Raw genomic sequence first — 21,799 nt, forward strand, 5'->3', positions numbered from 1 at the left:
AATTGTCAAAGCTTGCCGGTCTGGAACAGCCAGACCTTAAGCCCGCCATGCGGGACTGGTGCGCCCTTGGGTTTGAAAGGCAGCCCGGTGGCATTTGCAAGCGCAGCGTCACTGGTCACGATGCCGACGCGCCAGCCCTGAAACTGCGTTTTCAGCGTCTGACCCAGTGATGCGTAAAGCCCGAACAACAGCTTTGGATTGCCGATGCGGTCGCCATAGGGCGGATTGCAGATCACCAGACCGGGTGCGCCGTCAGGGCGGGTCAGGGCATCGACGGGGAACGTGTCTAATGTGGTCAGCTCAGCCACCCCGGCGCGCGCGGCATTGTCGCGGCTCATGCGGATCGCGCCTGCGTCACGGTCGCTGCCGTAAAACCGCAGGTCTGTGGGCGGAGGCTGGTGCTGGCGCAGGGTGTCCCATGCCGTTTGGTCGAAACTGGCAAGACGCTCAAAGGCAAAACTGCGGCTGCGCCCTGGGTAGAGCCCCACCGCCATTTCCGCCGCTTCGATGACGAAAGTGCCCGATCCGCACATCGGGTCCAGCACGGGCTCCTTGCCCTGATAGCCACAATTGCGCAGGAACAATGATGCTAACGTCTCGCGCATCGGCGCCTTGCCGATGCCTTGTTTATGGCCGCGTTTGTGCAGGCTTTCGCCGGATGTATCGATACTGATCGTCACGCGGTTGTCGTCAATGCGTAGCTTCAGCACAAGATCGGCCTCGGCGCTGACCTGATAGCCATTCTCCTTCAGCGCGGTTTCGACTCGCTGGGCCGCAGCACCCGCGTGATAGATCTTGGATTTGCGGTTGGTCGTCACCTCCACCCGCACGGGAACATCAGGGCGCAGGGTATCGGCCCAGGGAAACTTGTGTGCGCGCTTGTCCAGCTGTGCCAGATGAAACGCCATAAAGCTGCCGATCCGCACCAGCACACGCGTCGCACCGCGCAGCATCAGATTGGCACGCCAGACATCAGGCCAGCCGCCCGTCATCTGCACGCCGCCTTGTGTGACGGTCGCGCCCGAAAACCCGCAGGATTGCGCCTCTGCCAGCAATGCGGGTTCGAATCCGGGGGTCGCGGTCAGGAATATTTCAAATTGTTCTGTCATCGCGTCTGCATAAGGGGCTTTGGCACCCGCTTGCAAACGACAAACTAGCGTTTCTGCGCGATCCGGGCAGTTTCAGGCTTGGGCTGCGGCTTGGTGATCCCTTCCAGCACCCGCAGCGGACGGCGCACCGCCTCTTTCAGGCCGGGGCGCGTGGGGCTGACGGTTTGCTTGCTGACCTCGACCATCAGGACACCACCTGCGGCAATCACCGGGATCTTATGCCCGACTCGTTCGAACATGCCGGCCGATTTGCGCCAGAACCTGCTGCGCGAGGGCGGCTGGAACAGCGTCGACAGCGTGCGTTCAGTCACAAAGCGGTGTTTGCGCAGTTGTGCGTCAAGCTGGGTCAACGAATAGGGGCGCCCAAAGCCGAAAGGCGTGGAATCACTGCGAGACCAAAGCCCAGCACGGTTGGGCACCACAAAGACCGCCCGCCCACCTGGGCCAAGCACGCGCCACATTTCATCCAGTAGGGCCGCGGGATGATCGGATGTTTCCAGCCCATGCATCACCACCAGTTTATCCAGATGCCCGGTTTCCAGCGGCCATTGCGTATCCTCGCATAAGACGCTGACATTGCGCCCCTCCGGCGGCCAGGGCATCACGCCCTGGGGGCCGGGCATCAGGCCGATTACCCGGCGCGCGTCTTTCAGATAAGGACGCAACAACGGTACGGCAAAGCCAAAACCGGCAAGGACCTGCCCCTTCGCCTCTGGCCAGATCGTAGTTAATTCGTCGCGGATCACCTTTTGCGCAGCACGGCCCAGCGCGCTGCGGTAATAGAAATTTCGCAGGTCCAGCACATCAAGGTGCATTGCGGTTCAGACCTCCTTGGACGACACTTTGCAAACCATATCAAGGAAAGGTCAGTTTGCCATGACAAACGCATCATCTCCCGTCGAACTGGTCACCGTGCCATGTTTGCGCGACAATTATGCCTTTCTGGTGCATAACCACGCCACCGGCGATACCGCCCTGGTCGACGCGCCAGAGGCATCACCAATCGCAGCCGAACTCGCGCGGCGCAACTGGCGGCTGACCGATATTCTGCTCACTCACCACCATGACGACCATGTCGGCGGTCTGGCAACCCTGCGCGACGGCGCACGCGTTATCGGCGCAAGCGCTGACGCGCACCGCCTGCCCGTGCTGGACCTGGCCGTCGCCGAGGGCGATCTGCTGCATATCTGCGGGCAGACAACCCACGTCATCGATGTACCGGGCCATACGGTCGGGCATATCGCGTTTCATATGCCTGATGCTGCGCTGGCCTTTACCGGCGACAGTCTGATGGCGCTGGGCTGCGGACGCCTGTTCGAGGGGACGCCTGCGCAGATGTGGGAAAGCCTGCGGAAACTGCGCGCCCTGCCCGGGGAAACGCAGATCTGTTCCGGTCACGAATACACAGAATCGAACGCCCGTTTCGCCGCCTCCCTTGACCCTGACAATTCAGCGCTTAAGTTACGCATCAGGGCAATTGACGCGGCACGTGCGGCAGGGAAACCGACAGTGCCATCCGGTCTGGATGAAGAACGCGACACCAACCCTTTTCTGCGTGCCGATGATGCGGGCCTCAAGGCGCATCTGGGATTGCAGGAATTGCCCGACGAACAGGTGTTTGCGCAGATCCGCGCAAACAAGGACAAGTTTTAACCACTATCACGCGGCACCCTGGGCAAAAGCAGATGATATTTCGATCTTCACATCATTTGTGAAGAACAGAACCAAAAAAGTCCTTGAAGGTTGGAAAAGAAAACCAAACTTTAAGAGATAGAGGCCACGGTGGGTCCAGCTTGAATTGCTGGCCGACCCCCGATGTGAAGGAGCACAGACGTGCCATCATTTTCAACGACACTCGAGCAGTCCATTCACGGTGCCTTGGCGCTGGCCAATGAACGCAAGCATGAACTGGCCACATTGGAACATCTTTTGCTGGCCCTGATCGATGAACCGGACGCGGCCCGTGTGATGCGGGCCTGCTCGGTCAATCTGGACGATCTGCGCAAGGATCTGGAAGATTTCATCGACGATGATCTGTCCACCCTTGTCACCGATGTCGAAGGGTCCGAAGCCGTGCCGACGGCCGCGTTCCAGCGCGTCATCCAGCGCGCGGCGATCCATGTTCAATCCTCTGGCCGGTCTGAAGTGACTGGCGCCAATGTGCTGGTCGCGATCTTTGCGGAACGCGAAAGCAATGCCGCCTACTTTCTGCAGGAACAGGACATGACCCGCTATGATGCGGTGAATTTCATCGCGCATGGCGTGGCCAAGGACCCTGCCTTTGGCGAAACCCGCCCCGTGACAGGCGCTGCCGAAGAAACCGAACAGACCACAGGTGCGGACCCCGAAAAAGAAAGCGCTCTGGCGAAATATTGCGTCGATCTGAACGCGAAATCGAAAAAGGGTGACGTTGACCCCCTGATCGGGCGCGCGCATGAGGTTGAACGCTGCATTCAGGTCCTATGCCGCCGACGCAAGAATAACCCGCTGCTGGTGGGTGATCCGGGCGTGGGCAAAACCGCGATTGCCGAAGGTCTGGCCTACAAGATCGTCAACAAAGAAGTACCAGAGGTGCTGGCAGGTGCGACGATCTATTCGCTCGACATGGGTGCATTGCTGGCTGGCACACGCTATCGCGGCGATTTCGAAGAACGCCTGAAGGCCGTGATGACCGAGATGGAAAACCACAAGGACGCCGTCCTTTTCATCGACGAAATTCACACCGTGATCGGTGCAGGTGCCACATCAGGTGGGGCGATGGATGCCTCCAACCTGCTGAAGCCTGCCTTGCAAGGCGGCAAGCTGCGCTGCATGGGGTCGACGACCTACAAGGAATTCCGCCAGCATTTCGAAAAGGACCGCGCGTTGTCACGCCGGTTCCAGAAAATCGATGTCAACGAACCTTCGGTGCCGGATTCGATCAAGATCCTGCAAGGGCTCAAGCCGTATTTTGAAGAACACCACAACATCAAATACACCGCCGAGGCGATCAAGACCGCGGTGGAACTTTCAGCGCGTTATATCAATGACCGCAAATTGCCCGACAAGGCGATTGACGTCATCGACGAGGCCGGTGCAGCCCAGCATCTGGTTGCGGAAAGCAAGCGGCGCAAGACCATCGGCACCAAGGAGATTGAGGCTGTGGTCGCCAAAATCGCCCGCATCCCACCCAAGAATGTGTCCAAAGATGACGCCGAAGTGCTGAAAGATCTGGAAAAAACGCTCAAGCGCGTCGTGTTCGGGCAGGATCAGGCTATCGTGGCGCTGTCATCGGCGATTAAATTGGCGCGCGCGGGTCTGCGCGAACCGGAAAAGCCGATTGGCAATTATCTGTTCGCAGGGCCGACCGGTGTGGGCAAGACAGAAGTGGCAAAACAACTGGCGGATTCGCTGGGTGTGGAACTGCTGCGCTTCGATATGTCCGAATATATGGAGAAACATGCGGTTTCGCGGCTGATTGGTGCTCCTCCCGGATATGTCGGTTTCGATCAGGGGGGGATGCTGACAGACGGCGTCGATCAGAATCCGCATTGCGTCTTGTTGCTAGATGAAATGGAAAAGGCGCATCCAGATGTCTATAATATCCTGTTGCAGGTGATGGATCACGGCAAGCTGACCGACCATAACGGCAGGACAACAGATTTCCGCAATGTCATCCTGATCATGACCTCCAATGCCGGTGCATCGGAAATGTCGAAAAACGCGCTGGGTTTCGGACGTGACTCGCGCACGGGCGAAGATACTGCCGCAATTGAACGGATATTCACGCCAGAATTCCGCAACCGTCTGGACGCGATCATCAGCTTCGGTGCCTTGCCGAAAGAGGTGATCATGCGGGTCGTCGAAAAATTCGTCCTACAGCTTGAGGCGCAATTGATTGACCGCAACGTGCATATCGAACTGACTCCGGCTGCAGCGGAATGGCTGGCCGACAAGGGCTATGATGAGAAGATGGGCGCGCGTCCGCTGGGCCGCGTTATTCAGGAACACATCAAGAAACCCTTGGCCGAGGAATTGCTTTTCGGCAAGCTCGTCAAAGGCGGCATCGTCAAGGTCGGCGTCAAGGGAGCCGATCTCGACCTCACGTTCGAGGCGCCACAGCAAGGCCGCATCACCGGCAGCAACAAACCGCCTTTGCTGACGGCAGAATGAGACGCCCCCCGTCACTTGTGGCGGGGGGACGAAAGCGCTGATCGTGAACATTCGTGACCTTCATCCCGAAACCGATCTGACGGCGGTGCATGAATTTTACCGCGACGCACCGGATTACTGGATCATGGCAGAAGGCGTGGCACCCGGCCTGCAAAAGGCCCACGCCTTTTTTCAGGACTGCCCGCCGCAATGTGACCCCCGGCAATCACGCCGCTTAGGGCTGTTTGCGAATGACCGTCTGTCGGGGCTTGCCGAATTATCCTTCGGTTTTCCAGCCAAATCGGATGCTTATCTGGGTTTCATGATGATCGGCCCTTGGGCGCGCAATGCAGGTCTTGGCGCCGGGTTTCTGGCGCACGTCGTTTATCTTGCGCAACAGGCGGATGCGCAGGCCCTGTATCTGGCGGTACTTGACGTCAATCAGGCCGGTCGCCGGTTTTGGGAACGACACGGATTTCAGCCGACCGGCATCACCGGCACCACAAATGGATTGTGCGTGACCCGCCTGCGTAAAGAATTAAAGACCATGCCATCCAAGGCGTGACTTCTCACCCTCGCGTGACCGAAAAATGGGTGCGAAGCCCAGCGCCCGTTCATTGAAAGCTGCGGCGCGTTAACTCAATCCTCGCCCTCGCCCTGATCAAGCTCTTTCATGCCCAGCCGGATGGCGCGGTTATCGCCGCGCGCCAGCACCCAGGCACCCACCCGCCGCGCCAGTCCAGGGCGGTTGCGTTGCAACGTCTTGCGGAACAATTCCTTTTGATAGCGCGGAAAAGCATGGCGCGCGCGCAGATCGGCATAGAATGCGACCGGGTCGAGTTGTGACGACAAGGCCCGCAGGATGGTTCTGGACAGCAGACCCATCTGCGACAAGGACGACCCAAGCCGGTGACCCATCAAAGGACAGCGGAGTTTGACAACGTTTTCGCCCGTGAAGCGCGCGACATGGCCCGCGTCCAGCGGCTCGTATGGATCGAAGAGGATCGTCACACGTCGCGCGCTTTTGCTCACCTCTGCCGCATCGCCGTAAGGGCCGGAATAATCATAACCCCAGGCGGTGTGATAGCGTGTCTCGAACGGGACCAGCCCGCGGTCCAAGGTGGATTGTGGGCTGATGATCACCACATCGGCCCCCGGACAAGCCGCGCTGAAAGCGGCGGCCGCATAGCCGCCCATCGACGCGCCATAGAACACGACCCTTTCGAATTGATCAAAAAAACCCTCATCGCGCAGTTTGTCAAACTGCTGCGACACCCAGGGTTCGCGGTACCACGTCCAGCCACCGGCCAGCACGCCAAGCATGGACCAGCCTTGCTTTTCGATGAAATCATAGCCCCAGGGCCTGCGATCTGCGCGCTTGTTCATCGCAATATCAAGGTTGTCGAATGTCACGACCAGCACCTTGGGATCGCGCGGCATGAACAGGAAACTATGCCCCTGCGGTCCTTGTGAAAAGAACCCCTGCGTGCCTGCCAGCGCCCGGGCAATCGTGGGCCAGCTATCTTTTTCATTATCCGCTCTGGCAGGGTCGGGCGGATTGGGCCGCATCACCACGCGGATCGGCCCGCCTTCGGTGCCGTCATGTAATATCTCGGGGGTGCCATATGTACGCAGAAACGGGAAACTGCCGGACCCTTTGCGGATATCGAGATATAGCAGACTATCCGCATGAAGCGCCCGGTCCAATACGGAGGCAAGGTGCTTGATCTTGGCCGAAAAGCCGAAGTTCCCAAGGTTCAGCAGGACATCGACAGGCGTTATCTCGTTGGCACGCTTGACCACGCGGATCGCTTCCGGATCGACGCCATGTGCGACCAGCTTGACGCAGTATTCCTGCATCTTGGTCGGCTGGTTGCCAAACTTTCCCTCTCCATCGATGTCGATGACATGCACCGGACAGTCATCACGTGCGTGCAGCGACACAACCAAAGCAGCAGCGCAACCGCCAATGTCCATCAGCGTGCCTTCGACCCGTGGAATCTGATCCAGCAGCGCGGTATCATAGGCCGTCGAATTACGCCCGGTGATCGGGGCAAGTGCCGGGTTGATGCCATGCTTGCTCAGCGCCGCCGCCCACCAGGAATTTTCCGGCGGCAGACCCATCTTGTTATTACCCAGCTCGCGCTTGTTGGATGCCCAGACATGCAGACCCGTCGTCTGGTCGGTGATCCGCATATTCACCTTTTTCAATGATCTGTTGAACAGAGTTCTTTCACGGAAGGTGACCGGATAGAAAGCGGGCAACGGCTGCGCATGTTGGGACAGCCCGAATTTGTGGACATAATGAGTCAACATCATCGGCCCCCAGACGCCCCAAGGCTGCTGGCTGACATGGACCGGATCGCCTGCATCACGCGCCGCGGCATATTTTTCCTGGTCATTACGCGGCAGGAACGGAGCGATGGAATAGCGGTCGGCGGTGAATTTCAGCATTTCCAGCAAAACCGGGCTGTCCGCAGGAAGCCCGAGAACCGCATTGTTCAGGCGGTTGCTATCGGGCAATTCATAGCCAAAGACATAATCATCGGTGTAATCCAACGGCCTGTAGCAATAGACATCGGTGTCGATCCAGATCATGCCGGGATTGCGCCGGAGCATATGCAGACGGAACAGATCGGCGAACAGCGCATAGCTGTTCTTTTTTTCGTATTTGATGAAATCGTCGGTATCCAGCACTTCACGCCCGTCGCGGCAGATCACGCCTTTGGGCACGTTAGGGATGTCTTCATAATGGAAAAGCGTGATTTTCTGACCGGCATCGACAAAGGACTTCAGGCAAAGCTGTTCCATCCAGCTGAACCGCCCTCCGATCCACAACGTTCCGACTTCGCGGAGCCTGCTCATCTATGTCACCCCTAAACAGAAGCGCAATATTCACGATACCATGCAGCATAATCCGGACGGGTGACGCGCTTCGCCTCACGGTCAGCTTTCAATCTCAGGCCCAACAGAAATTCCAATCGGTGAAAACCGACGACTCGTGTGCTACCAGTGATCAGCACGTTTTGCATCAATCGATTCCAAACAGGTCGCGGGTAAAGACCTTGTCGCAGACATCGGCCAAATCTGGGCTTTGTCGGTTGGCGACAATCAGATCTGCCTCGGCCTTGAAGGCGCCCAGATCGCTCACAACACGGCTGTTGAAGAAATGCGTGTCGGTCAGGACGGGTTCATAGACGATACATTCGATCCCCTTGGCCTTGATCCGCTTCATGATCCCCTGCACGGAACTGTCGCGAAAATTATCCGAGCCTGATTTCATCACTAGCCGATGGATGCCAACGACCCGCGGCTTGCGGTCGATGATCAGGTCCGAGATGAAATCCTTGCGCGTCCGATTGGATTGCACGATGGCGGCGATCAGGTTCTGCGGCACCTGATCGTAATTGGCCAGCAATTGCTTGGTATCCTTGGGCAGACAATAACCGCCATAGCCGAAGCTGGGATTGTTGTAATGCCCGCCGACGCGCGGGTCGAGGCTGACCCCTTCGATAATCTCGCGCGTGTTCAGGCCATGGCCGATGGCATAACTGTCCAACTCGTTGAAGAACGCGACCCGCATGGCAAGGAAAGTGTTGGAAAACAGCTTGATCGCCTCGGCCTCGACCGGACTGGTGAAAAGGACCGGCGCGTCCTTGGTCTGTGCCCCTTCGACCAGCAAAGCGGCAAAACGGTGGGCGGCGTCACTGTGATCCCCGACGACGATGCGGGATGGATGCAGGTTGTCATGCAGCGCGCGGCCCTCGCGCAGGAATTCCGGCGAGAACAAGATCTTATCGGTGGAATGTTCCGCGCGCATCCGCGTCACAAAGCCCACCGGCACGGTCGATTTCACCACGATAGTGGCCTCAGGAGCCAGATCGCGCGCCTGCCCGATCACCTGTTCCACGCTGGATGTGTCAAAGCGGTTGGTCTGGCTGTCGTAATTGGTCGGGGTCGCGATGATGACAAACTCTGCCCCGGTCAGGGCGGTGGCGGGATGCGTCGTTACCTGCAGGTCCAGCGCCTGATTGGTCAGGAAATCGCTGATATCCGCGTCTTCAATCGGCGACTGACCGTTGTTGACCAGATCGGCGCGCTGCGCATCCAGCTCCAACGCGCGGACCTGATGATGTTGCGACAGCAACACCGCATTGGACAGGCCGACATAGCCCAGCCCGACAACTGTAATCTTCACTTTAACCACCATAATTTGCTAACCATACATCAGTGTTGTGTTTCATCGACAGTATCCACGGTAAAGAAAAATTCGTCATCAGGGGCCTGATCCACCACATCGTCTGGGATTACTTGCGGTCCGGCAAGATAGACATTCGACCCGAAATGCCCGTGCAACGTCGATAGTTTGCGCAAACGCGCGCTGGTCAGTTCCGCATGGAATTCCTGATATTTGGGCTGTTGCTTCAGCTCTGCGATCTTGGCCTTGTGGGCCAGCACACAGGCATCATGCGCGGCGCGAATTTCGGGATCGGACATAAGGCTGTCATACTCTGCCTGCAGAGCGGGCAGCATCCGTTCCATCCGCCGGTCTTGGACGACATTGTGGTTCATCCGGAACCAATAGGCCATGCCCTGATCCCGGTCGACATGATTCACCCTGCCGCGGTCACGCTTGACAAGAAAGCTTTCGGCCGACCGCACGGCATAATGGTTCAACGACACAAGATCGTAACCATAGGTCCCAGAATGCGACCGCCAGGCGGTGCGCCATTCTTTTCTTGGCATTGGCTCGCCTGACCCATTCACCCAATTGATCCGATCCACGGCGGTCGGCAGCAACCCTTTAGGCCGGTGCACCCCCATTTTGCGGAACAAGCCGATATTGCGGTAAAGCGTCTTGAACCCCCAGGCCTGATGCGGCTTGTTGGCGAATTCGCGCGCGCAGCGGGTGAAAGCCTGCGTGATGAACCCGTCACGATAGGCGTCGATATCGTTGTTGCCGAACAACCGCCAAGTCAGCGAAATCAGATTGGCACTCCCGATCGCATCGAACAAGGCACGCATCGTGCCGTCGCCGGTGTGGATCGCGATATATTCGTCCACATCCATGCATATTGCCCAATCCGCTGTCTTGACCATTTCTTCGCTATTGGCGGCATCAAGGGCGGCATGCTGCGGTTTCATATCAACACCGCGATAGGGGTTTTCGCGCCATTGGCACAGGCCCTTGCGGTCCAGCAATTGCAGGAACGTGTCGGTCCCGTCGGTGCAATCATTGGTATAGATCAGGAAATCCCTGATCCCGATGGCGCGGTGATAGGCGATCCATTCAAGAATGTACGGCCCCTCGTTCTTCATCGTCGTGACAACCGTGACCCGGTCGCCCAAGGGCGCGCCGCTATCATCAATCCGCGCCTCGGCGGGCAGGTCTTTGGGCGGACGCATCGGGTCCGCACCTGTTGCCTGCGCGCGCGCCAGCAGGGCCGGATCCTCGACCAGGCTGGTTTTCGGCACAATCTGCCCGATATTGCTGTCGTCCAGCCGCCCGTAGCGTAACGCCATGAAACGGTCAAAACCCATTGCCTGCGCCGCAGATTTGGCCCCCAGAACACGTTCGCGCATCCAGATCGCGCCGTCAGGCAACCTGTCCAACGCCACGCACCACCGCCAGGGGGATGATCCAGCGTCGAACCTTTTGCAGATATGGTCGGCGAAACCCGCTTTGGTATTCTTGCGCAGGCTCCACGGGTAAACTCTGGTGCCGCGCAAGGCGACGATGCCCATCGGTGCCTGCGCCGCTTGGTGAAACATCGTTTCCCCCGCCGGGTCGGGGGCGACAAGATCGATCACCTCCAGATTGGCGACGGTAGTGGCGCGGGCAAGAAAGCGGTGCCTGATCATGTCGAACAGCAGTTTGTAGCCCAAGGGCGCGTGCCATGGATCAGGCGGTGGCGGGTCCATCCTGTCCTTGCCGGGGGCGTCGGGCGCGTTCATCGGATGCGCCTCATGGCCCTTGGCGGCATCGCCAAGCGGGATATCGCAATCGACGATGACGATCTGGCAATCGGCGAGTTCTGCCGCAGCTTCGGCATCGTCCTGCAGCAGGTCCGACAGCGCAGCGGCGGTGTGAACCGCTGTCTCGGCTTTGCCGCGCATCACGATCAGCGCGCCGGTCGCCCCGTGTTTGCGCCGGTGCCACAGCACCCAATCGCGCAGGGTTTCGGCAGTTTCGATGTTACAGTGGCCAAGGATCACATCCCGCCCGGCAAACAGCGCGGTGTCATCCCTGATCACAGGCAGACGGATATCTACCCCCTGCAACGGGACCGGCACGCGCCCATCGGGAGCGCAAAGCACGTCAACTATCGCTGCATCGCTCACGACGCGCGACCAGACAACACCGCCCGTCCCTTCGGCGGCAAGCGCGATACCTGCGGGAACGTCGCCCAGATAGACCCGCGCCATTTGTCCATCCACGCCCAAAGGCAGTACGGCAAGAACATCGACACTACCCGCCCCGACCGCACAGGGAACGGCGTGCAGTGTTCGGCAAAGAATGGATGGAAGACGCGTCATAACAATATCTACTCACAGGCCATTGCCTCTATAACGTGTAGAGCCGGGGCTGGACAGGGTTGTTCGCCCAGCCGTCGCCCTTCTTGCCGCGCCGTGATATTTGCGTCAGACACGACCCGACCAAAGGCCACAGGACATTCATGCGAACCATCGTGACCACAATGCGCAACGAAGCACCCTTTGTTCTGGAATGGCTTTCGTATCACCGTGCAATCGGGTTCACCGATTTTGTTATCTATTCCAACGATTGCGAAGACGGCACCGACCTGATGCTGGACAGATTGCAGGATATGGGGTTTGTGCATCATGTGCCCAATCCACGCCGCGGCAAAAAGCCTGTGCAATGGACAGCACTGAAACGGGCCGCAAACCATCCTGCCGTCAAAAGGGCCGAATGGGTTTTCGTGACCGATGTCGATGAATTTCTGAACATACACGCAGGCGACGGGCGGCTGGACGATCTGTTTGCCGCAAGGCCGGATGCTGACGGGTTCATGATCACCTGGCGCATGTTCGGCGCCAACGGACAGGTTCAGTTTCGCGACGATCTTGTCACCCGGCAATTCACCGCGGCCGCCCCCGACAGGTTGTTGTGGCCATGGCGCGCCGTGCAGTTCAAATCCCTGTTCCGCAACACTGACGCAGGTGTCACTTTGGGGATACATCGCCCGAAACACCCCGAAGGCGCGAACCCTGGCTGGGTGGATGACAACGGCGAAACGGCGCATATGGTGCGAGGCACGGTGAACCTGCATCAGAAACAACGCTACGGGCTGGCGCAGATCAATCATTACGCGCTTGGATCGATCGAGAGCTTTCTCGTCAAGGTTGCGCGCGGAAAGCCTAATCATTCCGACGATGCGATTGATCTGGCCTATTGGCTGGACCGCAACTTTAACGAGGTCACGGATACTTCAATCCTGCGACACGACACCGAGACGGCCAAAGGCGTCGCCGATCTGATGTCCGATTCTGTCATCAGCAAACTGCATCACGACGGCGTCGCATGGCGGCACGACAAAATCCGGTCGCTGATGCTGGTATCCGATAGTTTCTATCTTTTCGCGCGCATTTTGCAGTCCAGTATGACAAGGCCGTTGCCGCTTGATCAGCAAACGCGATTACTGCACCAGCTGTTCGCCATGCGCAGTGCGCAGGTGGAATGACCGTCTGGTTTTACCTGAAGTCATCAAGTGGCTTGTTCCACGCCATTTTCTACCTCCCTGTCCGTGTACGATAGCGAACGTCAAACACGATCATCCCTTCCGGCCCTGATCCGGCCGATGCCCGCTATGATTGGAACGGTTGCTGCAGTCGCAGGTTAGTCAAGCTGTCATCAGGCAGTTAGCGGGCTTATGCGAAAGAAAGGGCCGGACCATGAAACCCAACGACCTTGACACGATGGAGACGAAAGATCGCCAGCCCGGGCTGGAAAGCAGGCTGGACCCGCCAGCGGACCACATGCCGCGTTTTCCCGGATCAGGCCGGTTGACCGGCAAGGTCGCGATTATCACCGGCGGCGATTCAGGCATCGGGCGGTCCACGGCCATCCTGTTTGCCCGCGAAGGCGCGAAAGTTGCCCTCGTCTATCTGGATGAAACGAGCGACGCCGAAGAGACACGCGACCTGGTCGAGGCAGAGGGCGGACAGGCTCTGCTATTGTGTGGCGATGTCGGCAAGAAAAGCTTTTGCGAAGATGCGGTGGCGCGTACTTTGCAGGAGTTCGGGCGGCTTGATGTCTTAGTCAACAATGCGGCCGAACAGCACGCACAGGACAGTTTCACCGATATTTCAGAAGATCAGCTATTTCGCACCTTTCGCACCAATATCGGCGGCTACTTCTTCATGACGCAGGCGGCCATGCCGCATTTGTCGCATGGCGCGTCCGTCATCTGCACCACATCGGTGACGGCCTATCGCGGGCAGGATCTTTTGATCGATTATTCATCCACAAAAGGTGCCATCGTGTCGTTCGTGCGCGCTTTGTCCAGCAAACTGGCCAGCGACGGAATCCGGGTGAACGGGGTCGCGCCGGGGCCGATCTGGACCCCGCTGATCCCTGCGTCCTTTCCCCCTGAAAAGCTGGACAGCTTCGGAGACTCTGCCCCCTTGGGACGTCGCGGCCAGCCAAATGAGGTCGCGCCATCAATGCTTTTTCTGGCCTGTGAGGATTCTTCTTACATGACGGGTCAGGTTCTTCACCCCAACGGTGGCGACCTGATCGGCGGCTAAACTGAAACTCTGAACGAAAGGAAAACCAATGCCTGCCAAATCCAAAGCACAACAACGCGCCGCCGGTGCGGCCCTTTCCGCTAAACGGGGCGACACCAAGGTCAGCGACCTGCAAGGCGCATCACGCGACATGTATGATTCAATGACCGAGAAAGAGCTGGAAGACTATGCCGCAACCGACCATGACGATCTGCCGGACAAGAAGGACGACTGATGATACCCCGCAAGCCCGATGGGATCGCTTAGTCCGCGACCCGCCGAAGTGCGCCGCGCAACGCCCGCGCCGTCAGGCTGTTCTCGTCGTCATACCCCATCCGCGCCATGGCCGCCTTTTCCTGCGGATGCGGCGCGCCAGTAACAGATGACGCCAACAGGCGCATCTTACCCGCAACAGTCGGGGACAGGTTTTTCAATTCCGCCAAGGCAGGAAGAAGCACGCGTTCAATGTCGTCGAAGTCCGAGCCGAAGGGAAAATCCGGCAAAACCGCGCGATGCGGGCGCAGCCACCCAGAAATCGTCTCTGGCAGATTGCGGCAGTATTGCGGTGCAATCTTGTAATCATCCGGCAGCTTGCCCGCCGTCTTGGCCTGCGCCATCAGATCATCCTGAAACCGACTGTCGGTGATCTGCAACAACGCCGCGATGACATCTGCATCGGACAGACCGCGCAGATCGGCAATGCCATATTCCGTCACCACGATGTCGCGCATGTGGCGCGGCACAGTGGTTTCTGGCAGGCTCCAGCGGATATTGCTTTGCAGCTTTCCGCCGCTCATCCGCGTGGCGGAAAGCGCGATGATCGCGCGCGCGCCCTCCAACGCAAAAGCCTGTTCTACGAAATTGAACTGCCCACCGACACCGCTGACGACCTTTCCGTCATCCAGGCTGTCGGACATCACGTCGCCCAAGGCGGAAACCTGCATCGCCCCGTTGATGAACCGCGCCCCGATACGCGCGGCGCGCTTTTCCGCCTCGTCCCCGTAAAGCGCATTGGTAAAGCTGACGGGCATCATCGCGATCTTTGCGCGCTGGCTGCTGTCCATATCCCGCAGGCGGGCATAGAAGTCGCGCGTTTCAACGAAAAAACCGGCATGGATCGCGATGCCGTCAATCTCTCGCCGGATCACGCCTTGCTCAAACAGCGCCAGAACGCCGTTCACCAGCATTTCGGTGACGGCGTAAAGCCCTGTATCAAACTTGCCCATGGGCGCGGCGCTGATGGGAAAGGGGCAATCGCGCTGCACCGGGCCCGCATCGCCGCGATCCCGCAGCAACAGGGCATGCGCCACCGTATCGCCCAAGGCCCCGATCCCGATCTGCAATGTGCCCCCGTCCGGCACCAGACGAGAGATATGCAAACCCATCGCGTGATCAGCCTCGCTCAAAGGGCGGCGTGGGGCGGAAAACAGCTCGAACGGTTCTGTGGGTTCCAGCACCATATCGACATCCTCGGACCGCAGAATGGCATCATCTCCGTCCATGAATGGCATCTGCGGATTTGTTTCAAAGACCACGATGGCATCCAGATCGCCCCGCTTGCGCAGGCGGAACAGATCAGTCGAAATATCCGTGTTCGACGACAGGCTGAAACGATCGTCCTGTTCGGCCACCAACTGCATCACCACATTGGGGCGCTGCGCGACCAGTACGTCGCGGGCATGAGTGTAATTGGCCGAGATGTAGGATTGCTGAACAGTTTTCACATCCAGCCAGCGACCGGCCATTAGAAAGAATTCATTCACCTTAATGTTGGGCGGCAAGGCCCCGTCGCGCAGAAGCCTTGCATAACGCAACTCGGGGTACGCCCCGAACAGCCGGTCCATCGCGGGTTCCAGAAACCGCCGCCGCACATCGGAGTCAAGCTCCGGCCGTTCCAATGTCAGCGCGGTAAAAATCGTCAGGCGGATATCGCGGTCATCGCAGGCTTTCTGCACCAGCGCATTGACGAGTGTGACAGGTTTGCCCAGCCCAAGCGGCAGCGCCAACCGGATATCGCCGCCTGTCCTTTCCACGATGGCGCTGACAATCGCGTCTGCGTTCTGTTCGCGCAACATCGGTTACAGGTCCTTCCACCCGGGATCGGGTTGGAATCGCGGGCCATGGTCTGCCTGCAGTTGCTGCAGCCGGTCACGGATCGCGCCAGGGCCACGCGCGCGGGCGTAATGCATCGGACCGCCCCTGAACGGGGCAAAGCCGGTGCCAAAGATCATCGCGCCGTCAACCGCGTCGGAGTCGCGCACGACACCTTCGCGCAGACATTCCACGCAAGCGTCCAGCATCGGCAGGATCAGGCGGTCGGTCAGGTCTTCTGGTCCACCCTCGGCATCGGGGCGCGGGGTGCCGTGCGACCAGTTGTAAAAACCTTGCCCCGTCTTCTTGCCGGTTTCACCTGCCTCGACCTTGTCGCGCAGGCGGGCGCTGATTTCGGGCATGGGTTTTTCCAGATTGTCTTTCAGGCTTTCGGCCACATGCAGGCAGATATCCAGACCGACCTGATCGCTGAGCGCGACAGGGCCCAGCGGCATGCCAAAGGCACTTGCCGCGCTGTCAATCACCTCTTTCGGGACACCTTCGTCCATCAGGACCATCGCCTCCATCAGATAGGGGGTCAGGGCGCGGTTGACCAGAAAACCGGGATAATCACCGATACGCACCGGCAAGCGGTCAAGGCTGCCGCAGAACGCAGCCAGACGGCGGATCACCGCATCGTCAGTCGTGTCGTGATGGATCACTTCCACCAGTTGCATTTTGCTGACCGGGTTGAAAAAATGCAGCCCGGCGAAATACGCTGGATTTGGGGCGGCATCGCGCAGTGCGGCCAATTTCAAACTGGATGTGTTGGAAGCAAGGATCGCACCGGCTTTCATCCGCCCTTTCAGTCCGGCATAGATCTTGGATTTCACCTCAGGCGTTTCTGGTCCCGCTTCGATCACCAGATCTGCGCGCGCGATGCCGTATCCTCTGGGGTCGGGCATCAGCCGGTCCAGCACATCGCGGGTTTCATGGTCACTCAGATGCTTGTCCTTGCAGATGTCCTGCGCCTGCCTGACCGCCTTGCCCAAAGGGTCAAGGTCCAGATCACCCAACGTGACCATCTTGCCCTTTAATGCGGCCCAGGCTGCAATCTCGGCACCCATCGCGCCCGCGCCGATGACGTGAAGATGCGAAATGCCGTCATCGCCGCGCGCGTCATCTTTCAGCGATTGCCGCAGAAAAAACACGCGGCGTAGGTTCTTGCTGGTCTCAGTGCCCAGCAATCGCGCGAAACTTTCGATCTCGGCTTTCTGCATGGCCCTTGGGTCATGGCCATGCGCCTCCCAAAGATCAATCAGGGCATGGGGCGCGGGATAGTGGGCCTTCGGGGCTTTCTTTTCCGTCTGCGCCCGCATCTGCCGCGCCGCCAGATTGCGTGCGGTTTCAAAATTAAAGGCGCGGGCCTTCAGCCCCGGACCGTCGCGGTCGATCTTGCCATCCACGACGGCCATCACAGCCGCGCCGACATGGCGTTCTTCGGTCACGATATCGGCGATGCCAAGCTTCTTGGCTTTGCTGGTGTGCGCGGTCTTTCCGGCCAGCATCAGGGCCATTGCTTCGGTTGGGTCGATCAGCGTAGGCAGGCGGAACGTGCCGCCAAGGCCCGGGTGCAGCCCCAACTGCACCTCTGGAAAGCCAAAGGACGCGCCATCGACAGCGATGCGCCAATCACAGGCCAAGGCGATCTCGAACCCTGCCCCCAACGCGGCCCCATGCACGACACAAATCGTTGGACAATCCAGTGCGGCAAGACGGTCAAGCACATGATGACCCTGCCGCAGCAGTGCAACCGCACCTTCGTCGTCCATCTTGTCAAAGCCGGAAATATCCGCCCCGGCAGCAAATCCTGCAGGCTTGCCAGACCGGATGACGACAGCGCGCGGGCGTTCGCTTTCCAGCTTGTCCAGTTCGGCAGACAGCCCCTCGATCACCTCGCGCGACACTGTGTTGACAGAGCTTTTGCCGTGATCCAGCACCAGCCAGACCACGCCATCTTCGGTCACCCCGCGGGACCAAGGGCTGTCGTCTGCAACCACCGGTCCCAGTTCCAGTTTTGTCTCACCCAAATGGCGCAGCACACGTCCATGCAATAAATGTGACATTATACAGCCTCCAGCATCATTGCACCGCCCAGACCGCCGCCGATGCATTCGGTCGCGATGCCGCGTGTCTTGCCCAGACGTTTCAGCGCATTGGCAAGGTGCAGCACGATACGGTTACCGCTGGTGCCGACTGGATGGCCCAGCGAAATCGCGCCGCCGTCGATGTTCATCTGATCACGTTCGATACGGCCAAAGGCATCATCAAGCCCCAGAACCTCGCGACAGAAATCCGGGTCCTGCCATGCGGCGACGCAGGACAACACCTGGGCGGCGAAAGCCTCATTCAGTTCCCACAGGTCGATATCGCCGACCGTGAGTTCGTGGCGGCGGGTCAGCATATTTGACGCCAGGACCGGCCCAAGACCCATAACCGACGGATCAAGCGCCGCCCACGCGCTGTCCACGATCCGCGCCATCGGGGTCAGACCATGCTTTTCCACGGCATCTTCGGACGCGACGATCACCCAGGATGCACCATCCGTGATTTGGCTGGCATTTCCGGCAGTGACCTTGCCATAGGGCCGCTCAAACGCCGGTTTGGGTTTGGAAAGCCCCGCCAGATCGCTGTCGGGCCGCACGCCGTCGTCATGATCGTGCACGCCGCCATCCCTGTCGAAGGCTGGCATCACCTCGTCATCCAACCAGCCTTCCTGTTGCGCGCGCGCCAGCCGGTGATGGCTTTGCATCGCATAGGTATCCGCGGCCTCCCGGTCGATGTTGAAATGATGGGCAAGCACTTCTGCGGTCTGGCCCATGTTCAGCGTCGTGATCGGGTCTGTCAGGCCACGTTCAAGCCCGACGATTGGTTTGAAGAATTCTGGCCGTAGCCCTGCCACTGCCTTTGCGCGCGCGGCAGGTCCCTTGGCCTGTGACATCTGGCCGAACCATTCCACCGCAGACCGACGCAGCACCAGCGGCGCATGGCTCAACGCTTCTGCCCCGCCGGCGAGGATCATGTCATGTGATCCTTCGCGGATGTAGCGATAGGCGGTGTCGATGGATTGCATTCCAGAACCGCAATTGATCTGCGTGGTAAACGCCACCATGTCCGCCCCCAGCCCAAGGCGCAGCGCAGCCACGCGGGCCGGATTCATTTCATCCTGCAGCACGTTCACACAGCCAAGTATCACCAGATCAAGGGCACGGCTGTCGAATCTCTGGCGCGCAAGCAACGGTCGGCCGCATTGCACCGCCAGATCGACGGGTGTGAACGGGCCAGGGCCGGACCTAGCCTTTAAAAACGGTGTCCGGGCACCATCGACAAGATAGACGGGACGGGTCATTCTGCGGCCTCCTTCGTCAGCATGCGTCCGGTTTTGAGAGCGGGATAAAGCTGCGCCAGTTCCTCGGGACTGAAATCATCCACCGCGACGACCTGTTCGGTCAGCGCCTGCATATGGCTGATCTGGTCATGCTCGACTTGCGTGATGATCCCCCCTTTCAAAGCGGCATCAGGGGATTGTTCGGCGCTGCGCAGCTTTTTCATCAAGGGCGCTGCCTTGGTCACTGCGGCAAAACAGGCATTCAACGTGGCGATCCCGTCGCGGGTGCAACCGCCATAGACCGGCCCCACAATCCTGTCGCGTGAAGCGGATGGTTCATACAGCAGGTCTGAACAGGCTTCGGTCAGCGCATCATCCGGTGCGCGCGCGCTGCCACCCGGCAGGGTCACCAGCCGCAACAGTCCTGCCGCCCAGCGGCTTGGGAAATTTACCAACACTTCATCCATCGCGGTCTGAATGCGCTGAAAAGCGCGTTCCGCATTATAGCGAACGACGGGCAGGTCGGCCTTTTGCCGCCCTTCATCTTCCCACCGCTTGAGCACGGCGCTGAGGATATACATTTCGGACAGCACGTCGCCCATGCGGGCTGACAGCATCTCTTTACGCTTCAGCGCGCCACCGATGGTCAGAAAGGCGAAGTCCGCTGTCAAGGCATAGGCAGCCGACCAACGCGCAAGCTGGCGATAGATGTCAGTAACCGGCCCGGCAGCGGGGGCCGGGCCGATACGCCCGCCCGTCCATGCGCGCCCGAAAGCACGGAAGAAGGTTTTGACGCTGTGCCCCACATGCGCCCAGAAATGTTTGTCAAACGCGTCAAGGCTTTCCGCCTCATCTTCCAGCGTCAGCGCCTTCATTTCGTCGAGGATATGCGGATGCGCCCGGATCGCCCCCTGACCAAAGATGATCAGCGACCGGGTGACGATATTGGCCCCTTCAACGGTGATGCCGATCGGCACCGCGCGATAGCAGGCCTGTAGATAATTAGACGGGCCGTCGATCACGGCTTTGCCGGAATGGATGTCCAGCGCGTCATTGACCGCGTCACGCATGCGATAGGTCGCGTGGCACTTCATAATCGCGGAAATCACTGACAATGACCGTCCTTCATCAAGACCGGCGCAGGTCAGACGCCTTGCGGCATCCATCGCATAGGCATTCGCGGCAAGACGACCCAAAGGTTCCTGAATGCCGCCAAATTTCCCGATAGGCAGGCCGAATTGCTGGCGGATCCGCGCATAGGCGCCACTCGTGTGCGCCGACATCGCAGTCGCAGCACAGCCCATAGATGGCAGCGATATGCCCCGGCCGGCGGCCAAAGCGCTCATCAGCATCATCCAGCCGCGACCAGCATAATCCGTGCCGCCGATGATATGATCCAGCGGGATGAACACATCCTTGCCGGTGGTGGGGCCATTCAGGAACATGGTAGCTGAGGGAATATGACGCCGACCGGTTTCCACGCCGGGAAGGTCGGTGGGAACCAAAGCGCAGGTGATCCCGATATCTTCGCCCTTGCCGAGATGGCCGTCCGGGTCGCGCAGCTTGAACGCAAGCCCCAGAACCGTGCAAACAGGCGCAAGGGTGATGTAACGCTTGGACCAGTTCAGGCGGATGCCGAGCACCTTTTCGCCCTGCCAGATGCCTTCTTCGACGACACCGTCGTCGATCATGGCGCTGGCGTCGGACCCGGCTTCGTTGCTGGTCAGGCCAAAGGCAGGCAATTCCTCGCCGCTGGCAAGAAGTGGCATCCAGTGATCTTGTTGCGCATCGGTGCCAAACATATGCAGCAATTCGCCCGGGCCTAGGGAATTCGGCACCATGACAGTCACCGCGGCCGCCACCGACCGGGTCGAGATGAAGCGCACGATTTCGGAGTGGGCTAAGGCTGAAAATCCAAGCCCACCATATTTTTCCGATATGATGATGCCGAAAAACCTGTTCTCGCGCAGGAATGTCCAGACTTCTTCGGGCAGATCGGCGTCGATCTGATTGATCTTCCAGTCGTCAATCAGCGCGCATAATTCCTGACAGGGCCCGTCGATAAACGCCTGTTCGCGCGCGCTCAGCAGCGGCGCTTTGACGTCGGTCAGTTTCGTCCAGTCGGGGTTGCCGGAAAACAGCTCTGCTTCCCACCAGACTTCCCCTGCTTCGGTTGCCTCGCGTTCTGTCGGTGACAGACTTGGCAATGCGCGTTTCGCCCATTTATGGATGGGCTTGGTGAGTGTTTTTGCGCGAAAACCTGACATTCTGCATACTCCTCTCACAGAGCCAACTGCCCGCCCCACCGATTGTTCCACCTGCGCTCAAAGCGATGAGAGGGCCTCTTTCGTATGCGCTGGGAACGTTGACGCGATCGGACCGTTGATGTTGC

At 59.2% G+C, this 21,799-nt stretch carries 15 protein-coding genes; 6 read left to right on the top strand and 9 right to left on the bottom strand.

Features of this window, described 5'->3' with window-relative positions; genetic code table 11:
• Nucleotides 1–5: 5 nt before the first annotated feature.
• Together ACK4TM_RS01465 and ACK4TM_RS01470 are read right to left on the bottom strand one after the other, a co-directional pair.
• Nucleotides 6–1,109, bottom strand: coding sequence for a class I SAM-dependent RNA methyltransferase (locus ACK4TM_RS01465; RefSeq protein ID WP_409695619.1), 1,104 nt, complete (start codon nucleotides 1,107–1,109; stop codon nucleotides 6–8).
• A gap of 44 nt (nucleotides 1,110–1,153) precedes the next feature.
• Nucleotides 1,154–1,924, bottom strand: a complete 771-nt coding sequence (locus tag ACK4TM_RS01470) for a class I SAM-dependent methyltransferase (RefSeq protein WP_409695622.1) — start codon at nucleotides 1,922–1,924, stop codon at nucleotides 1,154–1,156.
• Nucleotides 1,925–1,985: 61 nt separating this feature from the next.
• Between ACK4TM_RS01470 and gloB the strand changes: the two genes are divergently transcribed.
• From gloB to ACK4TM_RS01485, 3 genes are all read left to right on the top strand, one after another.
• Complete coding sequence (gene gloB, locus ACK4TM_RS01475) at nucleotides 1,986–2,762, top strand: hydroxyacylglutathione hydrolase (protein WP_409695625.1); 777 nt, start codon at nucleotides 1,986–1,988, stop codon at nucleotides 2,760–2,762.
• Between the two features lie 180 nt (nucleotides 2,763–2,942).
• Nucleotides 2,943–5,261, top strand: coding sequence for an ATP-dependent Clp protease ATP-binding subunit ClpA (gene clpA, locus ACK4TM_RS01480; protein ID WP_409695627.1), 2,319 nt, complete (start codon nucleotides 2,943–2,945; stop codon nucleotides 5,259–5,261).
• A gap of 43 nt (nucleotides 5,262–5,304) precedes the next feature.
• Nucleotides 5,305–5,805 (top strand): N-acetyltransferase family protein, encoded by a 501-nt coding sequence (locus ACK4TM_RS01485; protein ID WP_409695630.1) that lies wholly within the window; start codon nucleotides 5,305–5,307, stop codon nucleotides 5,803–5,805.
• A 74-nt stretch (nucleotides 5,806–5,879) separates the two neighbouring features.
• Here ACK4TM_RS01485 and ACK4TM_RS01490 read toward each other — a convergent pair whose 3' ends face one another.
• From ACK4TM_RS01490 to ACK4TM_RS01500, 3 genes are all read right to left on the bottom strand, one after another.
• Nucleotides 5,880–8,105, bottom strand: coding sequence for a hypothetical protein (locus tag ACK4TM_RS01490; RefSeq protein WP_409695633.1), 2,226 nt, complete (start codon nucleotides 8,103–8,105; stop codon nucleotides 5,880–5,882).
• 166 nt (nucleotides 8,106–8,271) lie between these two features.
• Nucleotides 8,272–9,438, bottom strand: coding sequence for a nucleotide sugar dehydrogenase (locus ACK4TM_RS01495; protein WP_409695636.1), 1,167 nt, complete (start codon nucleotides 9,436–9,438; stop codon nucleotides 8,272–8,274).
• 29 nt (nucleotides 9,439–9,467) lie between these two features.
• Nucleotides 9,468–11,777: a glycosyltransferase family 2 protein gene (locus ACK4TM_RS01500; protein ID WP_409695639.1), complete on the bottom strand. Its 2,310-nt coding sequence runs from the start codon at nucleotides 11,775–11,777 to the stop codon at nucleotides 9,468–9,470.
• Nucleotides 11,778–11,917: 140 nt separating this feature from the next.
• Between ACK4TM_RS01500 and ACK4TM_RS01505 the strand changes: the two genes are divergently transcribed.
• From ACK4TM_RS01505 to ACK4TM_RS01515, 3 genes are all read left to right on the top strand, one after another.
• Nucleotides 11,918–12,943: a glycosyltransferase family 2 protein gene (locus ACK4TM_RS01505; protein ID WP_409695642.1), complete on the top strand. Its 1,026-nt coding sequence runs from the start codon at nucleotides 11,918–11,920 to the stop codon at nucleotides 12,941–12,943.
• A gap of 211 nt (nucleotides 12,944–13,154) precedes the next feature.
• Nucleotides 13,155–14,009 (top strand): SDR family oxidoreductase, encoded by an 855-nt coding sequence (locus ACK4TM_RS01510; RefSeq protein WP_409695645.1) that lies wholly within the window; start codon nucleotides 13,155–13,157, stop codon nucleotides 14,007–14,009.
• A 28-nt stretch (nucleotides 14,010–14,037) separates the two neighbouring features.
• A complete protein-coding gene (locus tag ACK4TM_RS01515; RefSeq protein WP_409695648.1) occupies nucleotides 14,038–14,223 on the top strand; it encodes a DUF3008 family protein in 186 nt (61 codons plus the stop codon).
• Nucleotides 14,224–14,251: 28 nt separating this feature from the next.
• On the opposite strand, the gene ACK4TM_RS01520 is transcribed toward ACK4TM_RS01515, so the two are convergent.
• Genes ACK4TM_RS01520 through ACK4TM_RS01535 form a run of 4 tightly spaced genes read right to left on the bottom strand, consistent with a single transcriptional unit; the run spans nucleotide 14,252 to nucleotide 21,674 of the window.
• Nucleotides 14,252–16,063, bottom strand: coding sequence for an acetyl-CoA hydrolase/transferase C-terminal domain-containing protein (locus tag ACK4TM_RS01520; RefSeq protein WP_409695651.1), 1,812 nt, complete (start codon nucleotides 16,061–16,063; stop codon nucleotides 14,252–14,254).
• Nucleotides 16,064–16,066: 3 nt separating this feature from the next.
• Nucleotides 16,067–18,145 carry a 3-hydroxyacyl-CoA dehydrogenase NAD-binding domain-containing protein gene (locus ACK4TM_RS01525; RefSeq protein WP_409695654.1) on the bottom strand — a complete coding sequence of 693 codons (2,079 nt, stop codon included), beginning with the start codon at nucleotides 18,143–18,145 and terminating at the stop codon, nucleotides 16,067–16,069.
• Nucleotides 18,145–19,428: an acetyl-CoA C-acetyltransferase gene (locus ACK4TM_RS01530; protein ID WP_409695657.1), complete on the bottom strand. Its 1,284-nt coding sequence runs from the start codon at nucleotides 19,426–19,428 to the stop codon at nucleotides 18,145–18,147. The genes ACK4TM_RS01525 and ACK4TM_RS01530 overlap by 1 nt, the downstream gene beginning before the upstream one ends.
• Nucleotides 19,425–21,674: an acyl-CoA dehydrogenase gene (locus ACK4TM_RS01535; protein ID WP_409695660.1), complete on the bottom strand. Its 2,250-nt coding sequence runs from the start codon at nucleotides 21,672–21,674 to the stop codon at nucleotides 19,425–19,427. The genes ACK4TM_RS01530 and ACK4TM_RS01535 overlap by 4 nt, the downstream gene beginning before the upstream one ends.
• Nucleotides 21,675–21,799: the final 125 nt, after the last annotated feature.

The organism is Yoonia sp. (assembly GCF_046292185.1).
Taxonomy (GTDB): domain Bacteria; phylum Pseudomonadota; class Alphaproteobacteria; order Rhodobacterales; family Rhodobacteraceae; genus Yoonia.